At 66.6% G+C, this 21,165-nt stretch carries 12 protein-coding genes; all 12 read right to left on the reverse strand.

Going from position 1 to position 21,165, the window contains the following annotated elements:
- Positions 1-13: 13 nt before the first annotated feature.
- Positions 14-1,702, reverse strand: coding sequence for a serine/threonine-protein kinase (locus M1D32_RS13155; protein WP_458779096.1), 1,689 nt, complete (start codon positions 1,700-1,702; stop codon positions 14-16).
- The gene (locus M1D32_RS13160; protein ID WP_458779097.1) at positions 1,699-3,552 is read right to left on the reverse strand and encodes an FHA domain-containing protein; all 1,854 of its coding nucleotides are present in this window, start codon (positions 3,550-3,552) and stop codon (positions 1,699-1,701) included. The genes M1D32_RS13155 and M1D32_RS13160 overlap by 4 nt, the downstream gene beginning before the upstream one ends.
- Complete coding sequence (locus tag M1D32_RS13165) at positions 3,539-4,444, reverse strand: PP2C family protein-serine/threonine phosphatase (RefSeq protein ID WP_458779098.1); 906 nt, start codon at positions 4,442-4,444, stop codon at positions 3,539-3,541. Before M1D32_RS13165 ends, M1D32_RS13160 begins: the two co-directional genes overlap by 14 nt.
- Entirely contained in the window at positions 4,441-5,661 is a 1,221-nt protein-coding gene (locus M1D32_RS13170; protein ID WP_458779099.1) for an RDD family protein, read from the reverse strand. Before M1D32_RS13170 ends, M1D32_RS13165 begins: the two co-directional genes overlap by 4 nt.
- 454 nt (positions 5,662-6,115) lie before the next feature.
- The gene (locus tag M1D32_RS13175; RefSeq protein WP_458779100.1) at positions 6,116-8,560 is read right to left on the reverse strand and encodes a transglutaminase family protein; all 2,445 of its coding nucleotides are present in this window, start codon (positions 8,558-8,560) and stop codon (positions 6,116-6,118) included.
- Complete coding sequence (locus tag M1D32_RS13180; protein ID WP_458779101.1) at positions 8,557-9,888, reverse strand: DUF58 domain-containing protein; 1,332 nt, start codon at positions 9,886-9,888, stop codon at positions 8,557-8,559. Before M1D32_RS13180 ends, M1D32_RS13175 begins: the two co-directional genes overlap by 4 nt.
- A gap of 57 nt (positions 9,889-9,945) precedes the next feature.
- Entirely contained in the window at positions 9,946-10,917 is a 972-nt protein-coding gene (locus tag M1D32_RS13185) for an AAA family ATPase (protein ID WP_458779102.1), read from the reverse strand.
- A 50-nt stretch (positions 10,918-10,967) separates the two neighbouring features.
- The gene (locus tag M1D32_RS13190) at positions 10,968-17,093 is read right to left on the reverse strand and encodes an Ig-like domain-containing protein (RefSeq protein ID WP_458779103.1); all 6,126 of its coding nucleotides are present in this window, start codon (positions 17,091-17,093) and stop codon (positions 10,968-10,970) included.
- A 307-nt stretch (positions 17,094-17,400) separates the two neighbouring features.
- Entirely contained in the window at positions 17,401-18,525 is a 1,125-nt protein-coding gene (locus tag M1D32_RS13195) for an adenylate/guanylate cyclase domain-containing protein (RefSeq protein ID WP_458779104.1), read from the reverse strand.
- A complete protein-coding gene (locus M1D32_RS13200) occupies positions 18,515-19,114 on the reverse strand; it encodes a PH domain-containing protein (RefSeq protein WP_458779105.1) in 600 nt (199 codons plus the stop codon). Before M1D32_RS13200 ends, M1D32_RS13195 begins: the two co-directional genes overlap by 11 nt.
- Positions 19,107-20,015, reverse strand: coding sequence for a biotin--[acetyl-CoA-carboxylase] ligase (locus M1D32_RS13205; protein ID WP_458779106.1), 909 nt, complete (start codon positions 20,013-20,015; stop codon positions 19,107-19,109). The genes M1D32_RS13200 and M1D32_RS13205 overlap by 8 nt, the downstream gene beginning before the upstream one ends.
- 50 nt (positions 20,016-20,065) lie before the next feature.
- Complete coding sequence (locus M1D32_RS13210; protein WP_458779107.1) at positions 20,066-20,953, reverse strand: SDR family oxidoreductase; 888 nt, start codon at positions 20,951-20,953, stop codon at positions 20,066-20,068.
- Positions 20,954-21,165: the final 212 nt, after the last annotated feature.

The raw sequence follows: 21,165 nt of genomic DNA on the forward strand, positions 1-21,165 counted from the left end.
GCAGGGCCGGGGCTCACGTGCCGGTGCAGGCGATGGAGCCGGCTTCCAGCGGGGAGAAGGCTCCATCCGAGCGGACGATCATCACCTGGACGCAGGTCTCCCCGGACGGATTGGTTTTCACCCGGACCGGTGGCTGCGCGATGGACTGGTAATCCCCGCCGCCGCCGATGGTGTAGACCCGCCATTTGTAGGTGTCGCCCTCTTTGGGCTGGGGATTAACCCAGGTGAAGGAGGCGTCGCCGTCGCCGCCTATGGTCCCGGTGAGGCCTTCCACATCCGGTACCGTGCCGTTGTCCAGGGCATCGGCAGGCGGCCTGCTGGCTTCCTGGCTTTGAAGTGCCTTGGGTGCATCCGGCGCGGCGTTGGCCATCACGATGCCAACCACCGCGGCGAGGGCCAGGAGGGTTCCGCCGGCGGCGGCCAGCCACAGGTTGCGCTTTCCGTGGTCCACGCCGGGAGCCGGAGCCTCTGCCGGTTCCCCGGTTCTTGCCGGCCGGTGGACGGTAGTGTCGGCAGCGTCGGCACCCTCCTGGGGACCGGCGTCGGGAACCTTCCCACGGGCTGCTGGCCTGGTGCTGCCCGAAGCACCGCGCAGGACAGTGGACTGCGCCCACTCCTGGGGCTGGTCCAAGGGAGCAAACGGAGCCGAGGGTGCCAGGGGAACATCCGGGGGAAACAGCGACGGCGGGGCTTCCGCTGCCGGGGCGTCCGGCCGGGTGCGTGCAGGGAAGGTGGGGGCACTGCCCGTTCCTTCAGGGTCGATGGCTGCGATGCTCCGGACGCGGGTTTCCTCGAAGCCGTCGTCCGGGTGGCTCTCTTCCTGGTGCGGCTCCTCAAGGACCTCGAAGGGCGTCACGGAGAGGTTGAGTTCAGCCTGGATGCGCTGCAGGGCCAGGGCGAAGGCGTGCGCGGACGAGTAGCGGGACTGCGGGGACTTCGCCATGGCCGTGGACAGGGCCAGTTCCAGCGATTCGGGGACGTCGGCCCGGCCCAGCTGCGGGACCGGGTTATTGGTGATCCGGTTGATCAGCTCGCGCTGGGAGTTGTCGGCGCCCGGCATCACAAAGGGCGACCGGCCGGCCAGCAGGGTGTACAGCGTGGCGCCGAGGGCCCAGACGTCAACCATGACGCCGTCCACGGTGCCGTCGGAGAATTGTTCCGGCGGGGACCAGGGGATGGACATCCCGGAATCGTCGTCGCTGTCACCGGCGAGGGTCCCGGAGATCCCAAAGTCGGTCAGGGCGGGACGGTTGTAGTCGGTCACCAGGATATTGGCGGGCTTGATGTCCCGGTGGGCGATGCCGGCGCGGTGGGCTGTTTCGACGGCGGACGCCACCTGGATGCCGACGGCCAGCACTTCGTCCACACTGAACCGCTGCCGCCGGTACCGCACGTCCAGGCTGGGCCGGGAGCAGTACTCCATGGCGAGGTAGGAATGCCCGGAGTCGGTCACCTCAGCTTCAAAGATGGTGACGATGTAGGGGTGGGAGGACAGCTGGGCCATCAGGTTGGCCTCGGACTCGAAGCGGCGGCGGGCGCCGTCGGTCTTCAGGTCCGAGAGCAGCACTTTGACGGCCACTTTGCGCCGGGGCCTGTCCTGTTCATAAAGGTAGACGTCCGAGAACCCGCCGGAACCGAGCAGGCTGACATACGTGAACCCCGGGATGTGGGGCGGCGGCGCAGGCGGCCGTTTGGAACTCAAGGAATCTCCTCAAAGCGCAGCGAGATGTTGTCTCCCAGCTCTGCGATATCACCGTCAAGCAGGATGGCCATCTCGTTCTGGGCCAGGCGGCGCGGGGCTTGGCCCTCGCGCACCAGGACGGTTCCGTTAGTGGCCTTGAGGTCGCAGAGCATCACGTGCCAGCCCTCAAGCCGGACTTCGACGTGGGAGCGGGAAATGTCCCCACCGGGGCTGGCAACCTGGACCAGCCGGGGCATGACTCCACCCTGGACCCTGGATACCGACGGCTGCCGGCCGATCACCAACGACTGGTCGAGGTCCACCAGGTCTCCGGTGGAGATGCGCATCCGTCCCAGCCGGGGGCGCGCAACCTGGACTGCGTCCGGATGCAGCCCGGCGCCGCAGGTGGCGCACTGGGCGCTGGTGGGCGGATTCGCATGATCTTGCGGGCAGACCCTGGCCAGGACCAGCGGTCCTGCAGCGGATGCGCTCCCGGCTGCCGGTGCAGGGCGGCCGGCCATTCGCGGCAACTGGCTTTTCATGACGGTCTCGCCGTCATGGTCTGTGTCGACATCAGTGTCAACGGCCTGCCCCGCCGGTTCCTGGGGTCCGCCCCCGCCGGCAGGGGCAACAGCGGCCGGCATGGGCGACAGTGCTGCCGGTACCGGAAGGGGTGCCAGTGCCGGTACCGGTTGGCTGTCCGTTCCGCCTGTGCGCCACGGGACGGAGTCAATGAGGCCGCCGGCAGAGGACGGCGGAGATGGCTTGCCGGGCTCGCCGGCGGCAGGAACGGGTGGGGCATCTGCCGCCGCCGGCACGTAATCCTCCCCCTCGCCCTCCTCCGGCGCGGTGCTTCCCTGTCCGGAAGGCCCGGAGCCAGTGGCGTCTGCAGGTGGCGCCGCTTCCTCCATGACGCCAGCTTCGGGATCGTCGCGCACCGCGGCGTCTTCAATAGTGCGTATGACGGTCCGCTCCCACAGGTGGTCGTAGGAGCTGGTCATGTCGCTGGCCGGGGCCGTGCCCGGATCCGAAGGGCTGTGCTCCTGCGCTGCCGCGCCGGCGGATCCTGTCTCGCCGTGGGAAACTGTCTCGCCGTTCGATGCTGCACCGGATGCCGTGCCGACCGATGCGGTCACGCCATCTGCTGCCCCGGCTTCCTCGAAATCCTCGTCGATCACCGCGTAAACCGTCTCAGCCGAGGCGCCGTGCTCGGGTGCAACGGTTAGCTCCGGAAGAACCGGTACCTCTTCCTGTGCCGCAGGTTCAGGTGCGGACCGGGGCTCCTGGTGCTTCTGGAAGTTTTCCGGGGGCTGGACTTCCTGGTGGGGCAGGACCGAAACGTCGCTGCCAACGGCTTCAACGCGCACGGCGCCGGGAGTGGCAGCGGCAGCGTCAGTTCCGGACTCTTGCGAAAGCAGCAGGGACTGCAGCAGCACCACGCCTTCGGCCAATGGCAGCTCCGGGAGGCCATGGTGCGCGGTGCCGGCGGCAGCTGGAATCTGCAGGTGGCACCGTCCGGGCAAGGCAAGGCGCCGTTCGGTCCAGGTGGTTACGTCCCGGCCGTTAAGCTCCACCATGCCGTCGGGCGACTGGACTGCCACCTCCAGGTCCCCGCGCAGGAACACGCGAAGGGGGCCGTTGAAATCGAGGAGGCCGAACGAAGGGATGTTCGCCAGGGATCCCCCGTGGCTGTTCGTCACTGCATGCAGTACCTCGTGCACCTCCGGCCGGTTTGCCAGCAGGTCCCAGAGTGCAGCTACCAGGGCGGGCGACGTGTCCGGTCCCAAGAGGACGGCAGTGCGCGAGCGGACAATACCGAGCCAGGTCCCCGGAAGGTAACTGGTCCCGGGGAGGTAACTAGTGGCTGCCATCGCCCGCTTCCCCGCTTTCGCTTGCAGGGGCGGAATCCGGCGCCGGCTGCGAGCGGGGCAGCGTGACTTCGTCCTCGGCTGCGTCCGGTCGGGGGGCTGTGGCGGCTGCACCGGCCTCGTTCACCACGTTTCGGGCATCCACCACGATCACCGTCACGTTGTCCCTGCCGCCGCTGCGGAGGGAAGCCTGGATCAGTTCATCCACGGCGTCCTGGGGATGGCCCACGGTGCTGAGGATCCGGAAGATCTGCTCGTCCGTCAGCTCGCCGGTCAGTCCGTCGGAGCAGATGAGGATGCGGTCCCCCTCCTCCACCGGCAGAAGCCAGTAGTCCGCCTCCGTCTCGTCACCGGTACCCAGAGCCCGCGTCACCACGTGCCGCCGAGGGTGGACGGTGGCCTGCTCCGCGGTAATCTCCCCGGCGTCAACAAGCTCCTGGACCTCCGAGTGGTCCACGCTGATCTGTTCGAACCTCCCCTGGCTCAGACGGTAGGTCCGGGAGTCCCCGATGTTCATGACCAGCCAGTAGGGCATCCCCATTTGCTCCACAATGACCGCACCCGCCAGGGTTGTGCCGGCACGGGCACCTGTGGCCTCACGGATGGAGTTGTCCGCCCGGACCAGGTACTCCTGAAGGACCGAAGCGGTGACGCTCCGCTCGCCCGTGGCGAGCTGGGGAATCGCCGCCAGGGCACGGACACACATTCCGCTGGCTATCTCACCGGCTTCGTGGCCGCCCATCCCGTCCGCCACGGCGAACACCGGGTCGGAGGCGATGTAGGAATCCTCGTTCAGCTCCCTGCGCAGTCCCCGGTCCGTCCCGTAACCGACGCTCAGGCTTGGCCCTGCCCCCGGTTCGACGCTGAAGGGAACGCTTGCGGGTTGTTGGTTCATGCCTGTCCTAGGTAAAAAGTGCGGTCTCCAAAGTGGACACTGGATCCCGGAGTAACAAATGCGGGCACCCCCGGCTGGAGTGGCGTGCGGTGGCCGTCGGGGGTGGTCACGGCGCTGCCGTTGGTCGAGTTCCGGTCCGTCACCCAGATACCGGCTCCGTCCGTCAGCAGGTGGAGATGGGTCTTGGAAATGGAGCGTCCGGGGTCGTCGACGGCGAGCAGCTGGGCCTGCTGTTCGCCAGCCTGGCCTACGGGGTTCCGGCCGACCAGCACGCTGCGGTCCAGCTGGAAGTCGCGGCCGTCGTCCAGCCGGATCCGAAGGACGGCGACGGGAGCAGGGCCGGCCGTTCCGCGGACCTGGGTGCGGTCAACGTCGTCGTCCGGATGGGGTTGCCGGGCCCGCGGTTCCGAACCTCGAAAGCCAGTGGCCTGGGGCTGTGCAGCCTGGAACTGCGGGGCCTGGAACTGTGCAGCCTGGGGAGTACCTGCAGGGCTGGACACCGGCACGTGCTGAACAGGGGTGGGCGCCGGCCGGGCATCAATGACCTGCGGCACGTTGGCACCTGCCACCGGCGAAAGCACCTGCTGTACGGGCGGCAAATCCATGGGCGCGAAGCTGTAGGGCCCCTGGATTCCGCCGGTGGTGATGGGGTTCCGGCCGGCTTTGACATCAAAGGCCAGCGTTTTGGCTGCGGCATCGTGCCAGCCACGAAGCTTCCCGTTTTTGTTGTCCCAGGTGTTGGAAACCACCACCAGCACGGCCCAGACCGCACCCGCCAGCAGCAGCGGGGTGAGGATCAGCGGGGCCGCCTCAAACCATGTGAAGACCACCACGAGGACTGCGACGAGCATCGCCAGGAGGATGCCTGCACCCGTGATCAGCCCACGCAGGAAAACGGCACCGGCACCCGGAGCGTAGCCGTCTTTGTCGGCGCTGCGGATCCCCATGCACAGGTTCCCGGGGGTTCTGCCCGTTCGGGCTTCCATCCCCGCTACAGCCGCCAGGTAGACAAGGGTGAGTCCCAGGCCAATGCTGCCGAACAGCACCATGGACGCTGTGTCGTAGATGATGAACCCGCCGCTTCGGGTGCGCGTTATTCCGGCGAAGCCAAGGGCAAATGTCACCACCAGCACTGCCAGGGGCGGCAGCCAGTCGATGACGGCAGCGCCAAGCCGCCTGCCCGCCGTCGCCGGAACAAGCTGAAGATTTACTGCCATTCCCGTTCCTCCCCCTGGAGCGGATCCCACCTGCACGGTGGACCCGCCGGTGCTCCGCTGGCCCGTGCCCGAATTCACGATGCCCGCGGCCTGAAGCGCCTGGGGCCTTTCCACTACCGGGATAGTACCGGGAATCCCGGACGGGCGCGCGGCGGCAGGCGGTGCCTGAGGGTCCGGCAGTGGCTGCGGCCTGCTGCCGCTCCGCGCTGCCCGGTTGGGCAGTGGCGCACCGCAGGCAGCACAAAAAGCGGCTCCGGCGCGGACCAGTTGCCGGCAGTGCAGGCAGCGCGGGGGGTCGTCTGTCACTGGGTCTTGCGTCCTTGCTGTGGGGGTTGGGGCATCGGGGCTTGGAATTTTGGAATTCCCGGTGATCCGGATGGCGGAGCCGTCGTGTCCGGCGGTGGCACCTCGCTGGTGGCACCAGCGGAAGGACGACGGCGGCCGCTTCCCATGGTCAACGGCGCCACAGCCTGACCCGCCACAGCCTGGCCCCGCGGCGGGTCAGGCTGTGGCGGGCGTCGGCCAGCAGCGAACGTGGAGAGAACCTTGCCTGTTGCCGGCGCCAGAAGCCCACGGTGGAGGTCATCTCCTGCAGCGAACCGTCAACGATGGTCCAGTACTCCCGGACCTCGTCCTCGCTGGGCTGGCCGGCGCCGAAGATGGATGCGTCGGCGCGCCGCGCGAGCAGGGCGGTGGTACCGCTGCTGGACGGGAATGCCTCGGCGAGCACGGCGGCGCTTTCGCGGCGCGTCGAACGGGTATCGACGGCGGCTCCCATGTCGGTGGCAAGGCTCATCACCTCATTCCACCCTCCCCCAACCCGCTGCGCAGGGTCGCCGTCCCTGAAACGGGCCTTCCGCCGTCGTAATTTCAACAGGGCAATCAGCAACAGCGGCAGGGCGAGGATCGACAGCGGGATCAGGGCAATGCCCAGCGCGCCCAGCAGGGCGCCCCAGAACAGCCAGGGGTTGTTCTTTTTCTGGTCCGCGTCCAAGGCGTCGGGCGAGGAGTCCGGCGGCAGGTCAGCGGGTTCCTGCGGCGGTGGCGGCGGCTGCAGGACCTGGGGCTTGGGCTTGGACTTGTTCTCGGGGTCCGGCGGAATGGGGACGTTGTCCTTGGGCGGGGTGGGGTCGAAGCTGACCCAGCCCACCCGCTCAAACGCAACCTCCACCCAGGCGTGCACGTTCTTGCCGGTGATCCTGACCTCGCCCGCGCCGTTTTCGGGGCTGGTGGGATCAGGATAGAAGCCCATCACCACGCGGGACGGAATGTCCAGGTGGCGCAGCATCAGGGACATCGCCACGGCGTACTGTTCATCGTCGCCGAGCATCTGCTTTGCCGTCAGCAGGTTCCTGATCCGGGCCGAACCGTGGCCGGAGACGCTGGGCAGCTGGCCTTCACTGACCAGTCCGTTGCTGAAGGCGCCGGTTTTCTGGAAGTGTGCTTCAATCTGGCGGACGCGGTCAATGGCGGTGGGGGCATCGGCCGACAAGTCGTTGGCCTGCGATCCCACCACCGGCGGAACCTCAACGGCCTCGGGGAGGGACACCGGCGCGAAGTCGTACTGCGTCAGCTGCCCGTGTTCGAGTTTGACCGGATCGGAGACCTGGACGCTGTACGAATCGCCCCGGGACAAGCCGTTGGTGGTGACGGCGGTATCGGTGCCGGAGTTGAAGTACAAGCCTTGTGCCGCCGGCGAGCCGCCCCGGTCAAAGCTCAGGCCGGTGGTCTTCCGGCCGCCGGGAACGAAGAAGCCCTGGTAGTCCTCAATGGTGATGCCGATGGAGTACTCGTTCGTGGGAACCGCAGCGGAGGTGTCAGCGAGGGTGTTGATGGACTGGGTGTCCCCCACCTTGCTGAAGTTGCCGGAGCCGTTGGGGTCAATGGTGTAGTTGGTGCCGTTGAAGGCGTCCAGTGCCCCCAGCCTCACCCGGGCGTCACGCGGAAGGCCCTTGACCACAAACAGGGTGTCATCCTTTTTGTCCTTGACGAACGTCCGGAAACTCGCGAGGGGCGTGATGTAGTCCTTGGGGTCGAAGGGCGGGACCACCACGTTCCGGAGGACCTTCCGGTCTCCCCCGGCGGTCACCAGCGGGGCGGACAGGGCGGTGACGGCCACGCTGACGGCGATGACGCCGGCTGCCATTCCCAGCCTGCGGATTCTGGCCCGCCGCAGGGTGGCGGAGTCCGCCTGGGGGTTATTGACCGGAACTTTCCGGGACGTGTTGCGCCGGAGGGCGTCCCGGCGGAACGTCGCCCAGGCGATGCCGAGGACCGTCAGGCCGATGCCGCGTTCAAGGGTGAGGAAGGCTGCGTTCGTGCTGAAGGCGATGCCCGTCACGAAGAGGACCAGTACCGGGATCAGCGGGAGGTAGGGGCTCCTGGCCCGCCAGGTGAGGACTGCTGCCACGAGCCCTGTGACCAGGGAACTGAGGAACGGGACAATGAGCACGCCACCCGCAGTTCCCACCGGAACGCCGACAGTCAGCATGTCCTTCCAGGCGAACACGATGCCCAAAAGAAGGGTCCGGAGCGAGTCCAGGGTGGGGACAAAACCGGCGATGGCCGCGTCCGGCACCGCCAGCAGCGTTCCGAACACGAGGTAGGCGCCGAGGGCGAGGGCGGTGGTGATGAGCAGGCCCAGGCGCAGGTGCGCGGTGAGGACGCCGATGGCCAGGCCCAGGATGATGCCGCCGAATCCGGACAGGAGGTAGTAAGGATCGCCGCCGAAGCTGAGCCCGAACCCGAGCAGGCCCAGCCCCAGGAGGACGGTGAGGGCGCCGGCGTCGAGCAGGAAATGCCAGAGCGGCTGGCCATCGGCAAAAGCCGATTCCGGCGTGTTGCGGGACGGCTGACGTACGGAGGGGGTGCGCGGGCGCAGGCCCGGTGCCGAGGTCATGCTGCCGCCTTCCGCAGGACGATGCCGAGATCGTCGAGGTCGCCCAGGGTGAGCACTGTCAGGTCGGCGATGTTGGCCCTGCTGGATGCGGCGCTGGCCTCGACGCGGACGGCGAGGCTGCGGACTCCGGGCGGCACCGAAGCGGCGGCGGACCGGAGCTGGGTGGCAGTGACGTTGCTGCCCACAACAAAGAAGACCACGGAGGCGTTGGGAACAGTGTCGGCCAGCGTCCTGGCGAGGTCGACGGCGGTGCGGCGCATGGGTGCTCCGGCAATCCTGGTCATGTCGTCGAGCATGGTCCGGCCGGTTTCACAGCGCAGCGGTCCTTTTTGGGTGAGGACGTCCAGCTCACGCTGCTCGCGGATTGCCTGGCGGCCAATGGAGGCGGCCGCGGAGATGGCCATCTCGAACTCCGCTTCCGACGCGTATTCGTCAATGTTGATGGACAGCGAGACGGCCAGGTGGGCGCGGCGGGTCTCTTCGAACTGGCGGACCATCAGCTTGTTGGTCCGTGCGGTTGTTTTCCAGTGGATGTGCCTCCTGTCATCGCCGGGGACGTAGTCCCGCAGCGCATGGAAGGACACATCGGCGCTGGAGAGTTCGGTGGTGGGCATGCCTTCCAGGTCCCGGATGAAACCGGCTGCGGAACCGGCAAGGGCGACGGTCCGGGGGTGGACAAAGAGGTCTTCCGGTTCGGTCCACAGGACCTGCCGGCGCAGGAGGTGCAGTGGGTCGGCCCGCACGGAGCGAACGGGCCCGACGACGATCACGGCGCGGCGGGCGGTGGGAATGGTGAAGAGGTCCTCGTGGACCTGCTGCGGCTTCATGCGCGGCAGGTGGAAGACGGCCGTGACGCCGCCCACCGGCAGCTCCACCGCTGCTGGCAGCAGCGGGCGCTGGGAGGTGTTGGTGACGGCGATGCTGCCCACGGCGCTGTCCCCCACGGCAACACGGGTCCGGGCGAGGTCCAGGACCACGCCGTAGGTGGACCGGCCGAGGATGAATCCCACAGCGATCACGAACATCACAAAGGCTGCAACCGCGGCTGCTTTTGCTTCCTGCCACCCGTAGGCCTGCCCGGCTGTCCAGAGCAGGATTGCAGCGGCAAGGACCGACCAGCCCAGAACACTGAACACCGAGAGCACGGGCCAGGCGTACTTAAGCCAGGCCGCCCGGACAGCACGCCAGGTCGGAGCCAGGGCGGTTCCTGCCGTTGTGCTGGCCTCGCCCCAGACGGCCGAGGGGTGCAGGGCCCTGGGGTGGTCGTTCCTCAGGAAGGGTTGCTTGAGACGCTCCGCGATCCGGATCAACGGGGTGCCGCTGGACATATGTGTGCCTTCGTTGTTGCGCTGGGGGGTTGGATGTGCCGGGCTAAAGGTGCGGCGTCAGGCGTTAATCCGCTGCTGCGGAGCGGCGACGTCCGCCAGGATGCGGGTAAGGACGGCCTCTGCAGTGGCTCCCGAGAACTCGGCCTCGGGGTCCATGACAAAGCGGTGGGTCCACACCACCGGGGCGAGTTCCTTGACGTCATCCGGAAGAACGAAGTTCCGTCCCTGCGCTGCTGCCCACACCTTTGCGGCCCGGACCATGGCGAGCGCGCCCCGCACCGAGACTCCAAGCCGGGTTTCCGGCGCGCTGCGGGTCTCTTCGCACAACCTGGAGATGTACTCGAGGACCGCCGTGTCCACGTGTGCCGTCGCAGCGAGATCCGCCATGTCCGCGATGGCCTGCGTGGTGATGACGGCCGAGAGCTCCTTGGACCGGTCCTTCAGGTTGGATCCGCCCAGGAGCCGGACGGTGGAGGCGTGGTCCGGGTAGCCGATGGAGGTCTTGATGAGGAAGCGGTCCAGCTGCGCTTCCGGCAAGCGGTAGGTACCTGCCTGTTCAATGGGGTTCTGTGTGGCCATCACCATAAACGGGCGGCCGGCGGAGTAGGTGACGCCGTCAACGGTGACCCGGGATTCCTCCATGACCTCCAGCAGTGCCGACTGGGTTTTGGGCGACGCCCGGTTGATTTCGTCGGCCAGGACGATGTTGTTGAAGATCGGGCCCTTGTGGAACTCGAACTTCTGCGTCTTCTGGTCATAGATGGTGACGCCGGTGACGTCCGAGGGCAGCAGGTCCGGGGTGAACTGGATGCGGTTGTTGGAACCCTGCACCGTGGCAGCCAAGGCCCGCGCCAGCGAGGTCTTGCCGGTGCCGGGGGCATCCTCGAACAGCACGTGCCCCTCGGCAAGCATGGCCGTGAAGGTCAGCCGGATGACGTGTTCCTTGCCCAGCACGGCCTGGCTGACGTTGGCAACAAGCTTCTCGAAGGTGCCTGCAAACCATTCGGCCTGCTCAGTGGTCATGGTCATGGAGTAAGTCCTTTTCCGTCTTGGTGGTGCTTGAAGTCTGGTCGGTGTGCCTAGCGTTGCGGCATGCCCGCCGGCGGACCCTGGCCGTCCCGGTTGGTGGTGTCGTGCCGGACGTAGTTGCCGGCGGCAGGGCCTGTGGTCAGGTGGTACCAGATGCCCGAGGGGTTCTCGGTCGTCTTGTACCAGACCACGTAGAAGTCCGATTGCGATGGCGTGTTTTCCGGCAGCCACTTGCCGCCGCCGACGCAGGACGACGGGTTGCCGGCGCGGAAGCTGTCGACGCCGTAGCCGGGCTCGGTGCAGCTGCGCACCGGTGTTGCCGTGATGGTCCAGGACGTGGGGACGGGGGGCGGTGGCTCTGCCCCGCTGCGGGAAGTAGCGCTGCCGATCCGCCCTGCCTGGCCGCCGCTGATGGCGCGGACCTCAAGCTCGTGGGTCTCGCTGTACCCCACACTCTTGGAGAATGAGCGCTGCTCGGTGTCCTGCCACGGTCCGTTGTCCAGGCTGTACTGGTAGCCCGTGACGGCGCGGCCGTTGCCGTCCGGCTGGTTCCACGTCCAGGAAACAGTTTTGTCTCCGACGCCGCTGCTGTTGCTGCCCGTAACGTTCGGGGCAAAGGCGAGACCGTAAGGATTGACGGAGTTCGACGGCGCGCTTGCGTCACCTGCGGTAGAACTGCGGGAAGAAACCGCCCAGACCACAACTGCCGTATTCGTTCCATTCTGGGCGGGTACAACGCCCCCACCGGCAGGAATGCTGCCGGTTCCGCCACCTGAGGTCAGGCTGTATCGATAGGAAATCTCACCGGCGGTGGAGCCGTTCCGCTGCGCATCCGTTAGAGCGGGGAAGCGCACATCGATCTTGGCGCCATTGCCGTTCGTTTCCACGAGTGCCGCCGTGGGAGCGGCCACTGTTCCCGGCTTGCCTACGGCCCGGATCGCTGCCGACTGCGCGCTGGTCCCGCTGGTTCCGGCCTTGTTTGTGGCGGACACCGTGAAGGTGTAGTTGGTCTCCGAGTTGTCCACCGTCACGTTCTGCGAGGTACCGGTGACCTGCTGGCTGGACACCACGGCGCCGCCGCGGAGGGTGGTCAGGGTGTAGGCCGAGACGGCGTCGCCGTTGTTGTTCGGCGCCGCCCAGGTGACCTTCAGCTGGCTTTGCGCACCAAGGGAACCTGCCTGGGACGCCGTGGGGGCCGCAGGCGTTGCCGGTACGCCGGCCGGCACTTCGGCAGCCGAGTACGGGCTCCACTCGGACGGCTCCTTGGCATCGTTGCGTGCCAGGACCCGGACTTTGTAGGAGACGCCGTTCTGCAGGCCCTTCCAGACGTAGCTGACGGCGGTCAGGTTCTGGATCTGGGCGTTCTGGCCGGCCGGCGGCGGAGAAATCTCCAGGTCGTAGGACTTGACCGGCGATCCCTTGCTGGCCGGCGAGGTCCAGTTGATGGAGAGTTCCTTGTCGCCGAACGTCAGCGACGGCGCGAGCGGAGTATCCGGCTTCACGTCCGGACGCACTTCTGCGGAGGCGGGTGAACGGTCCGATTCACCGAACTCATTCGTGGCTGTCACCTGGAAGTGGTATTTGGTGTTGTTCACGAGGCCGTTGAGGGTGCAGGTGTTGGCCGGGCAGACCTGCTGGAACCCGCCTTCGCCGTACACGGTGTATTTGGTGATGGGTGAGCCGCGGTCCGCCGGCGCCGTCCAGGTGAGAAGAGCCGTCTGGTCCCCCACGCTCTGCGCCTGCGGTGTCACGGGGGCTTGTGGCTTGTCCTTGACCGTGAGCCGGATGCGGGCCGTGGCCTGCCGTGACGGGTCTTCCGTTTTGTCGGCCACGGTGTAGGACACCACCATGGTTCCGGTGAAACCAGGCGCGGGGGTCACGGTCACCGAATCACCGTTCACCTCAACGTTGCCGCTGCCGGTTTCGGCGCCGGCCGCGATGATCTTCAAGGCGGTCTCCGGGAACGGGTTTGCATCGTTGGCCAGGACATTGACCGTCACGGGCTTGCCGGCGGCAGCGTTGGGTTCAAGGTCGTCGTTGGCCACCGGCTTCGGCCGGTTCGATGCGGTCACCGCCAGCTGGTACGTTGCGGTGGCTTCGAGCCCGCGAGGGTCCCTGGCCTTGACCTGGACGGCCGCGGTGGTTCCGGTGCCGCTGGAATCGGCGGCCGAGACCAACAGGTTCCTGCCGTCGAGGCTGGCGTTGAATCCGGCGGGCGAACCGCCCACCAGCTCATACTTCATCTTCTCGACGTCGTCACGGTCCGGGTCCGAGGTCAGCTTGCCGAGGTCAGTGCTGGCGGAGTCGCCCTTGGGTATGTCCACGCTGGCACCCAGCAGCTCCGGCGGGTTGTTCTTGTTGGGATCCGGCAGCACCTTGATGCGGATGCTGAGTGTGGACTTCAGGCCGGCAGGATCGTCCGGTCCGGTTCCGTCCGTCACCTCAAAGGTGAGTGATCCCGGGCCCACGTAGTCCGTGCCGGCCGTGTACTTCAGGCCGGTGCCGTCGCCGGTCACCGGGTCCCCGCCGCCGGCCCCGATGAGTTTAATCCGGTCAGCCTGGGTCAGGCGCGGAGAGCGGCCTTCCCGGACCTTGACCCATTCGTCGAGGTCAACGTCCACGGACTGGCCGGCGACTACCTCGATGACCTCGTCCTTGGCCAGGGTGGGAACCTGCTGGCCAAGCCCCGGTACCCAGATGACCGCCGTCGACTGCTGGCCGTCCACGTCCTCCACGGTGTACGGAATGAGCTGCGGCTGCTCGGTGAGGTCCACCACCATGTTGCCTTCGGCGCCGGGCCGGGCGGTGGTGGCCCCGGTGCTGATCTTGAGGTCCTCGCCCACGCCGTCGGGGTCCTCATCATTTTTCAGGACGGGGACGTCGACGGCGGTCTTCCCCAGGGTCTGGGCCGATGTCACCCTGTCATCCCTGGCGATGGGAGCCTTGAGGGGCACGTCGTTGTCCACCACAACGCGAATCGCGGCCTGCGCGGAGGCATCCCTGTCGTCGGCAATGGTGTAGCGCACATTAACGGTTCCGGCTTCACCCGGCGCCAGCAGGATGATCCGGCCGCTCGCTTTGCTCACGGTTGTCTGCAGGGCAGGATCGGCTTCGATGCCATCCGTGAGGATGCGGATGAGGTCGCCGTCGGGATCGGTATCGTTCCCGGTGGCGTCGACGGCGATCTGGCGCCCGGGGCGTACCCTCACTTCGTCGTCCACAGGCGTTGGTTTCTGGTTTAGCTCGCCGCGGGGCGCGATGCCCACGGTGACTGTGCCGGTGTTGACCGCTCCTTGCCGGTCCACCACTTTGTAGCGGAACGTGTCCGTGCCGGCACCGTCACCGGCGGCGGTGAAGTCGATGAAGTTGCTGCCGACGGTGGCCGTACCCATGGCAGGAGTACTGTCGATCCCCGTCAGTTGCACGGAGTCGCCGTCGGGGTCAATGCCGTCCAGCGGGACGGGAATCCGGACAGTGCCGGCGGCCACCACGCGGGCAGTAAGGTTGCGCGGCTGCGGGCGCGAGTTCTCGGCGCCTTCCAGCGGCAAGATATGGATGGTCACCGCCGCGGCGCTCTTCTGTCCCTGCGGGTCCACGGCGTTGTAGATGGCACGGACTGTCTTGGGCTGGCTGCCGGCAATGAACCGGAGGGTGTTCTCCGAGACGAAGCTCTTCCCGTCCAGGGGATCCACGCCCTGCGGCAAAACCGGGTCCACCGTGAGTTCCTGGCCCTGCGGGTGGGTGTCGTTGTCCAGCACCGGAATGGTGACGACGTCGTTAACGCGGACGTTGACCTCGTCCGGCTTCGGCTGGGGTGCTTCCACCACTGCGGGCGCAGGGACCGGCAGCACGGAGACGCTGCCGGTGGCCGACTTTCTGCCGTTGGACATGGTGTATTCGAAGAGAATCGGGTCCTTGGTTCCCAAAATGTCGGTGATGCGCAGGACGCTGTGGTTGATCACGCTGACGGACGCGGTCGAATTTTCCGGCAGTTTCACGGACTGCAGGACCAGCACACCGCCGGAAGGATCGGAGTCGTTGGCCAGCGGATCCAGCAGCACGCTGCCGCCGGTGGGCATCAGCGCGACGTCGTGGACGGCAACCGGGTTGCCGGTATCGTCGCCGGATTCCACGTCAACGCGGATCAGGCCCTGGCTGCTTTGCGGACCGTTGCTGGCGATGTACGTAAGGTAGACGGGGCCGGGGGTGGTGCTCCGGAATGTGAAGGTGCCGCCGTCGGTTACGGGACCCAGCTCAGCGGGGCCGTTGGCTTCCACCTGGGCCAGGCGGAGGGCTCCTCCGTTGGGGTCCACGTCGTTTTTCAACGGCGCGATGACCAGGTCCTGGCCCACCACGGCGGTGACGTGGTCGGCGTTCACTACCGGTGCCAGGGCTCCGGGCGGCTGGACGTTGACCACGACTTTTCCGGTGACCGTGGCGCGGCCGTCCCAAATGGTGACTTCCACGTTCTTTTTACCGGCTGTTGCGCCGGAGTCCTGGAAGGTCAGCAGGCCATCGCGGCGGACCTTTACCTGGTCCTGCTCGTTGTCAGCCTTGGCGTCGAGGAGGACCAGGTCATCGCCGTCGGGGTCGATCCAGTCCGTGAGGATGTTCTGGCTGACGGTCTTGCCCTGCTCCACGAGCATGGTGGTGGCGTCGCCACGCTTGAACTGCGGCGGCTTGTTCTCCTCCGGAGCCATCACGCTGAGGGTCACTTGGCCGCCGGCGGAGAGGCCGCGGCCGTCCGAGGCGTTGTAGCTGAACGTCTCGGTGCCGGGTTTGGCGTCGGCAGGGACTGAAATCTGGAAGGCGGTGCCGCCGTAGATGTTCTCGAGTGTGCCGGCCTGCGGACCGGAGTCAGCTATGGCTGCGGTGAGAACGTCGCCGTCGGGGTCGGAATCGTTGTCCAGGACACTGAGGATGGTGGTTCGTCCGGGGCGCACGCCAACGGCGTCGGGCTTGGTTTCCGGCGGACGGTTGGGTTTGGTGCGGTCCGGCAGGACGTTAATGGTGTTGTTGTCCGCTGACTCCTGGTCCTGCTCGTCGGATTCGTTCTTGGGCGGAACAACGTCGTCCCAGTTGTTGACCAGCTGCATGTTCTGGTTGACCAGCCATACATTGCCCGAGTTCACATCATTGAGGACCACCAGGTCCCGGTTCACCCGGAAAACATACGACGGCGAGGCACTTGCCTTGGGAACGTCCACGTTCTTGTCGTCCGCGTCGTTCGTGCAGTCACGGACGTACTTGTTGGCGCCGGACCAGGCCGCGTGGACACACCCGCCCAGCTGGACGGGCGCAGCCGGGATCCCTTCGCCGTCGAACGCCACCGTTTTTGCCCTACCGCCGTCGAAGGGCTGCTTCAGCAGCGCCTTCTGTGTGGAGATTGCGACAAAGTCACTGGCGGGACCGCCCTGCTGCAGCTTGGCTTCGCGGGCGTTGTCCAGCTGCAGGCGCTTGCCGCCGGGAAGGAGGAGCTTACCCGCGGCCGCGTCGAGGACAACCGGCTTATCCCCCACTACCGTCAGCTGCAGATCGCCCGAGCCCTTCAGCTCGCCCCAGGTTTCGGACTCCGAGGACGTGACTTCACCGTTGGCGTCCACACCGGTTACCGTCACCACCCCTGACTTCGGATCGGCCGAGTAGATCCGGTCATCCTCTCCCACTGCCGAAACGGTTCCTTCGGAGCCCACCAGCACCGGCTCGGTGGCTTCCTCGTCAAAACCGTTGACCGTGGACGGCGATACAGCCCACACCTTGCCCGATGCCGCGTCCGTCACCGAGATCACCTCGGAGCCAAAACTGACGTCGGCCGCGCCGGGCAGCTGCTTGTCCCCGCCGAGGCGCATCGCGGCAGGCGACACCTGATTCAGGGTTGAACCGGTTTCGTCATCCACAAACACGTCCCCGGCATCCTGCAGGATGTCGAACGTGGTGGAGGCGGGTGTCACGGCACCGTCAAGGACCCGGGACGGGTAATTCAGCCGGCCCACTGCGTTCTTGGACTTGGAGACCACCCAGACGCCGCCGTCGTTCAGCTCCACCTCGGTGGTCTTGAACCCGGGATACAACACCGCGCCAGTGACCACAACAGCCACGGCTGCGCCGAAAGCGGTTCCGTTGACAAACTTCTTGTGGCGCCTTTTCAGCCCAAGCTTCCCCAGCAGTTTTGTCACAGCGTTGATTCCCCTGAAGTTGCGCTGCGCGAGGCAGCTGCTGCCCGGGATGTACACCCCGTGCCTTGATTGATGCCTTGCTCCCTCGGGAGCACTCTGAGACCTGACATTGGGCGTCGGCGGAGCGCCCAACCGGCTGACGGCACTGCCGTGAGTCCGGAGGCAAGCTTACCCAGTGTCCGCTTCCGGCCGCGATGGGGAGCCCTCCCCACGGCCGCCGGCATCAGCGACGGCACTGACTATACAGGGATAAACCAGCAAATGGATAAACTCGCCGCGGCCGGTTTTTCGTGCAGAACCAGGCCTGCTAGTCCAGGACGAGCCCCTTGCCGAGCCCGCGGGTGAGGCGTACCGGGCGGATTTCGCCAAAGCCACGGACGTTCTCCGGCGGCTGCGGCACCATAACAAACCGTTCGTCGTGCTCCAGGGCGGAGGCAGTCATGGAGTCTATGAGCACTGTCCCCGGGTCCGCCAGCGTGGTCAACCTGGCGGCGAGGTTCACGGTGGGCCCATAGATATCGCCGAGCCGGGACAGGATCCTGCCCCATACCATTGCCACCCGGGCTTCCGGCAGGATCTCGTCCTCCGTGAAGGCCTGGGCCAGCGCCAGGGAGATTTCCGCGCCCGCCGCGGGAGTCTCCGCAATGTAGAGGACTTCGTCACCGACGGTCTTGACCAGGCGGCCGCCGCCAACAGAAATGATTTCAGCGCACTTGTTCTCAAACCGCTGGACCAGCCGGGCCAGGGTTTTTTCGTTCATGCGGCGGGACAGGCTGGTGTACGAAACCAGGTCCGCGAAGCCGACGGCACGTGCCAGGGGCAGCGGGGCGTCGTCCTCGTCGCCTTCGCGGCCTTCTTCACTGGCCTGCAGGCCGGCTTCGGCACGGACGGCGAGCCGCTGGACGCCGGCGTTGAGCTGGCGCCGCCAGGAGTAGACCAGCATTTCCTCCAGCGCATCCACCAGCGCCGGAAGCTCATTCACCAGGCGCTTGCGGGCCACGGCATCGGTGACGCCCTGTTCGTGCACCATGTCTTCCACCAGGGCCTCAATCTGCCAGACCACCATGCGGTCCGTCATCTGGCCGATGGAGCGGGTGACGGAGATGGCTGCTTCCTCCGTCAGCTTTCCTGAACGGACCAGGTCCACCACGTTGGAGAGGGCTGCCTGGTCACGCTCCGTGAAGGCAACGTCCTCGTCGCCGAAGTTGGGGAACCCCAGGGCACGCCACAGTTTGCGCGCCGACAGCAGGGACAACCCCGCACCGGCGGCGACTTCACGACGGCGGAGCTTGCGTTCCCCGCCCAGCAGGCGGGCTTCCAGCGCCTTCATGGCCAGCCTTTCGGCGGACATCGTGCCGGTGGCCGGGTGCGCGTCCGTGGCGGGAGTGGGCGCGATGGATTCGACGCGTTCCTGCTGCTGCTCATCGTTCATCTGGTCCACCTTCTCTCATTTCCCACGGCAAAGCCCCGGCGGGGTAATCCGCTGTTCCGCCCGGCTGGGCATCGTCCTCGTCAGGCAGGTCCTCGATGGCATCGAGGATGAAGTCCCGGAACCGGGCTACTTCCGGCACATCCTGGAACGTGACCACTCCCTGGTGTCCGGTTTCCAAGGATATATTCCCGGAACGGAAGAGGCGTTGCAGGACCGACTCATGGACAGTCAGGTTTCGGACCGATGCCAGGTTCACCTGTTGGTCCTGCCGCTTCCACATACCGGACCTGGCCACCATCCTCCTGCTGGTCAGCGTATAGCGGGTCCCGTGCCACCGCAGCAGCCGGGGCAGGCAGAAGCCGAGCCACACCGAAGCAGCCGCCAGGACGCAGCCGGTTACAAGCCAGGGTGTCCAACGGCCGGAAAGGGCAGGGACTGCCCGCCCGGCTTCGCCGCGGATCACCCAGGCGGAAAAATAGGCTGCGACTGCCGGCGAGAGAATAAAGGCAGCCGCGGCACCGGCGAGTTTCCTCGGCTGCGGGCGGGTGGTGACAATCACCTGTTCGCCCGGGACAAGGTTTTTACGCATAACCGCCTTGGCCGGTGGCGTCCGGGGCGGTCCACGGCCGAAGGTGCACCACGTCCCCGGCGGTGACCACGTGCTCGCGGGAGTCACGGTCCACCACCAGCAGCGACCCGTAGTCGTCGAGCCGGGTCGCGTGTCCGATGATCTCGTGGTCTCCGGGAAGTTGGGCCCGCACCTGCTTGCCAAGGGTGACCATGGCCGCCTCAACCCGCTTGTGCAGTGAGGTGCCGCCTGCCATGCCTGCCGCCGGATCGCCGTCGGCATTGCAGAAGCTGCGGTACAGGACAGCGAACTTCGAAAGGTAGCTCTTCAGGAGCAGGGTCCGGTCCAGCGTGCCGGCGTCCTCCAGCATCACGGAAGTGGCGGTGGGGACAGGAAGGTCCGCTGCACCGAGGGTGACGTTCAGGCCTGTTCCAAGGATGACGGGCGGCACGGAACCGTCTCCCATGGGACCAAGTTGCGCCAGGATGCCGGCGATCTTCCTGCCCCTCACCAGTACATCGTTGGGCCACTTCAGTTCGGCGGGGATACCAGCCGTTTCCAGGAGGGTTTCGCGCAGGGCCAGGGCGGCAACGAGTGACAACCAGGAGTAGGTCTGCGTGGGCAGCGGCCGGCCCTCGGCGTTGGCGGGCCGGAGGACAACGGAAACGCAAATGGAGCTCAGCGGGGGCGCTTCCCAGTGCCGGTCCAGCCGGCCGCGCGCTGCTGTCTGGTACTCGGCCGTGAGCACGGACAGGTCAGGCCAGGCAGCCGGCTCGACGGTGACGGACCGCAGCAGGTCAGCGTTGGTGGAGCCGGTGGAGTCCACTACCTCCAACCGGGGGATGCCGGTGGCGGACAGGAAGTCCTGATCCGCCAGGTCCCTCCGGTTCAGGGGCGTACCGGGGGTATGTGCGTCATCCATAGCTAAATCCTACCGAGCTAAACCCTCCCGGCACGCGGAGGTGGCGCCGGCTACAGGAAGATGTCCGGAACCAGCCGGCCCTCCGGCGCCCCCAGGCTGTAGGGGCGGAAGTCCTTCACTCCGGCTGCGGCAAGCACCTCTTCATCGGTGTAGAAGTTGCCGGTAGCGGCTTGACCGGCGCGAAGATTGGCGCCGGTCAATACGGCGTGGGCGGCATCAGCCATGATTTGCGGGCCGCGCACAGCCTGGACCATTTGGTCGCCGCGGGGCATGTTCCGGATGGCGGCTGTGTCGATCAGGGTGCACGGCCACAGTGAATTGACGCTGATACCGTCGCCCTTCAACTCCTCGGCGAGCCCCAGGGTGGTCAGGCTCATCCCGTACTTCGCCATGGTGTAGGCCAGGTGCTTTCCTGCCCAGCGCGGATCAAGGTTCAGCGGTGGTGAAAGCGTGAGGATGTGACCGCCGGCGGAGGCGCGCAGCGCCGGCAGTGCCAGCTTCGACAGCAGGAACGTCCCGCGGACATTAATGGCCTGCATCAGGTCGTACTTTTTCATGTCAACGGCATCCGTGCCGGACAGGTCAATGGCAGAGGCGTTGTTCACAACGGCGTCGATGCCCCCGAAGCGCTCCACAGCAGCGGCGACTGCTCCGGCCACGTCTTCGTCACGCCGGACATCGCCAACCAGCGGAAGCGCCTGGCCGCCGGCCGCCTCCAACTGTTCGGCAGCCGTGTAGACGGTGCCTTCAAGCTTCGGGTGCGGCTCCCCGGTCTTGGCCAGCAGCACAATGTTGGCGCCGTCCTGCGCCGCCCTGGTGGCAATGGCCAGCCCGATCCCGCGGCTTCCGCCGGAGACCAGGATGGTGCGGCCACGCAGGGTACCGGTGGGCTGGTAGGGGCTTGCAGGCGATCCCGAAGCGTCGTTGCTCAAAGTCATAAAAACCACTGTAACGCAGTTATGTTACTGGCGAGTAACATGGTTCGCCGGGCTGCGGCACGGCAGAAAATTGTAGGTTTTCTACAGCGGCGGCCGTCTGAAGCGTCATTAGACTAGCCAGCAGGGTTCGTTTTTTGTGTGGATGCTACTTAACTCCCGCATCAGACCTGCCACGAAGGACAGCGCCACAGGACCAATCTGCTACAGAGCCG

Source organism: Arthrobacter sp. D3-16 (genome assembly GCF_054408515.1).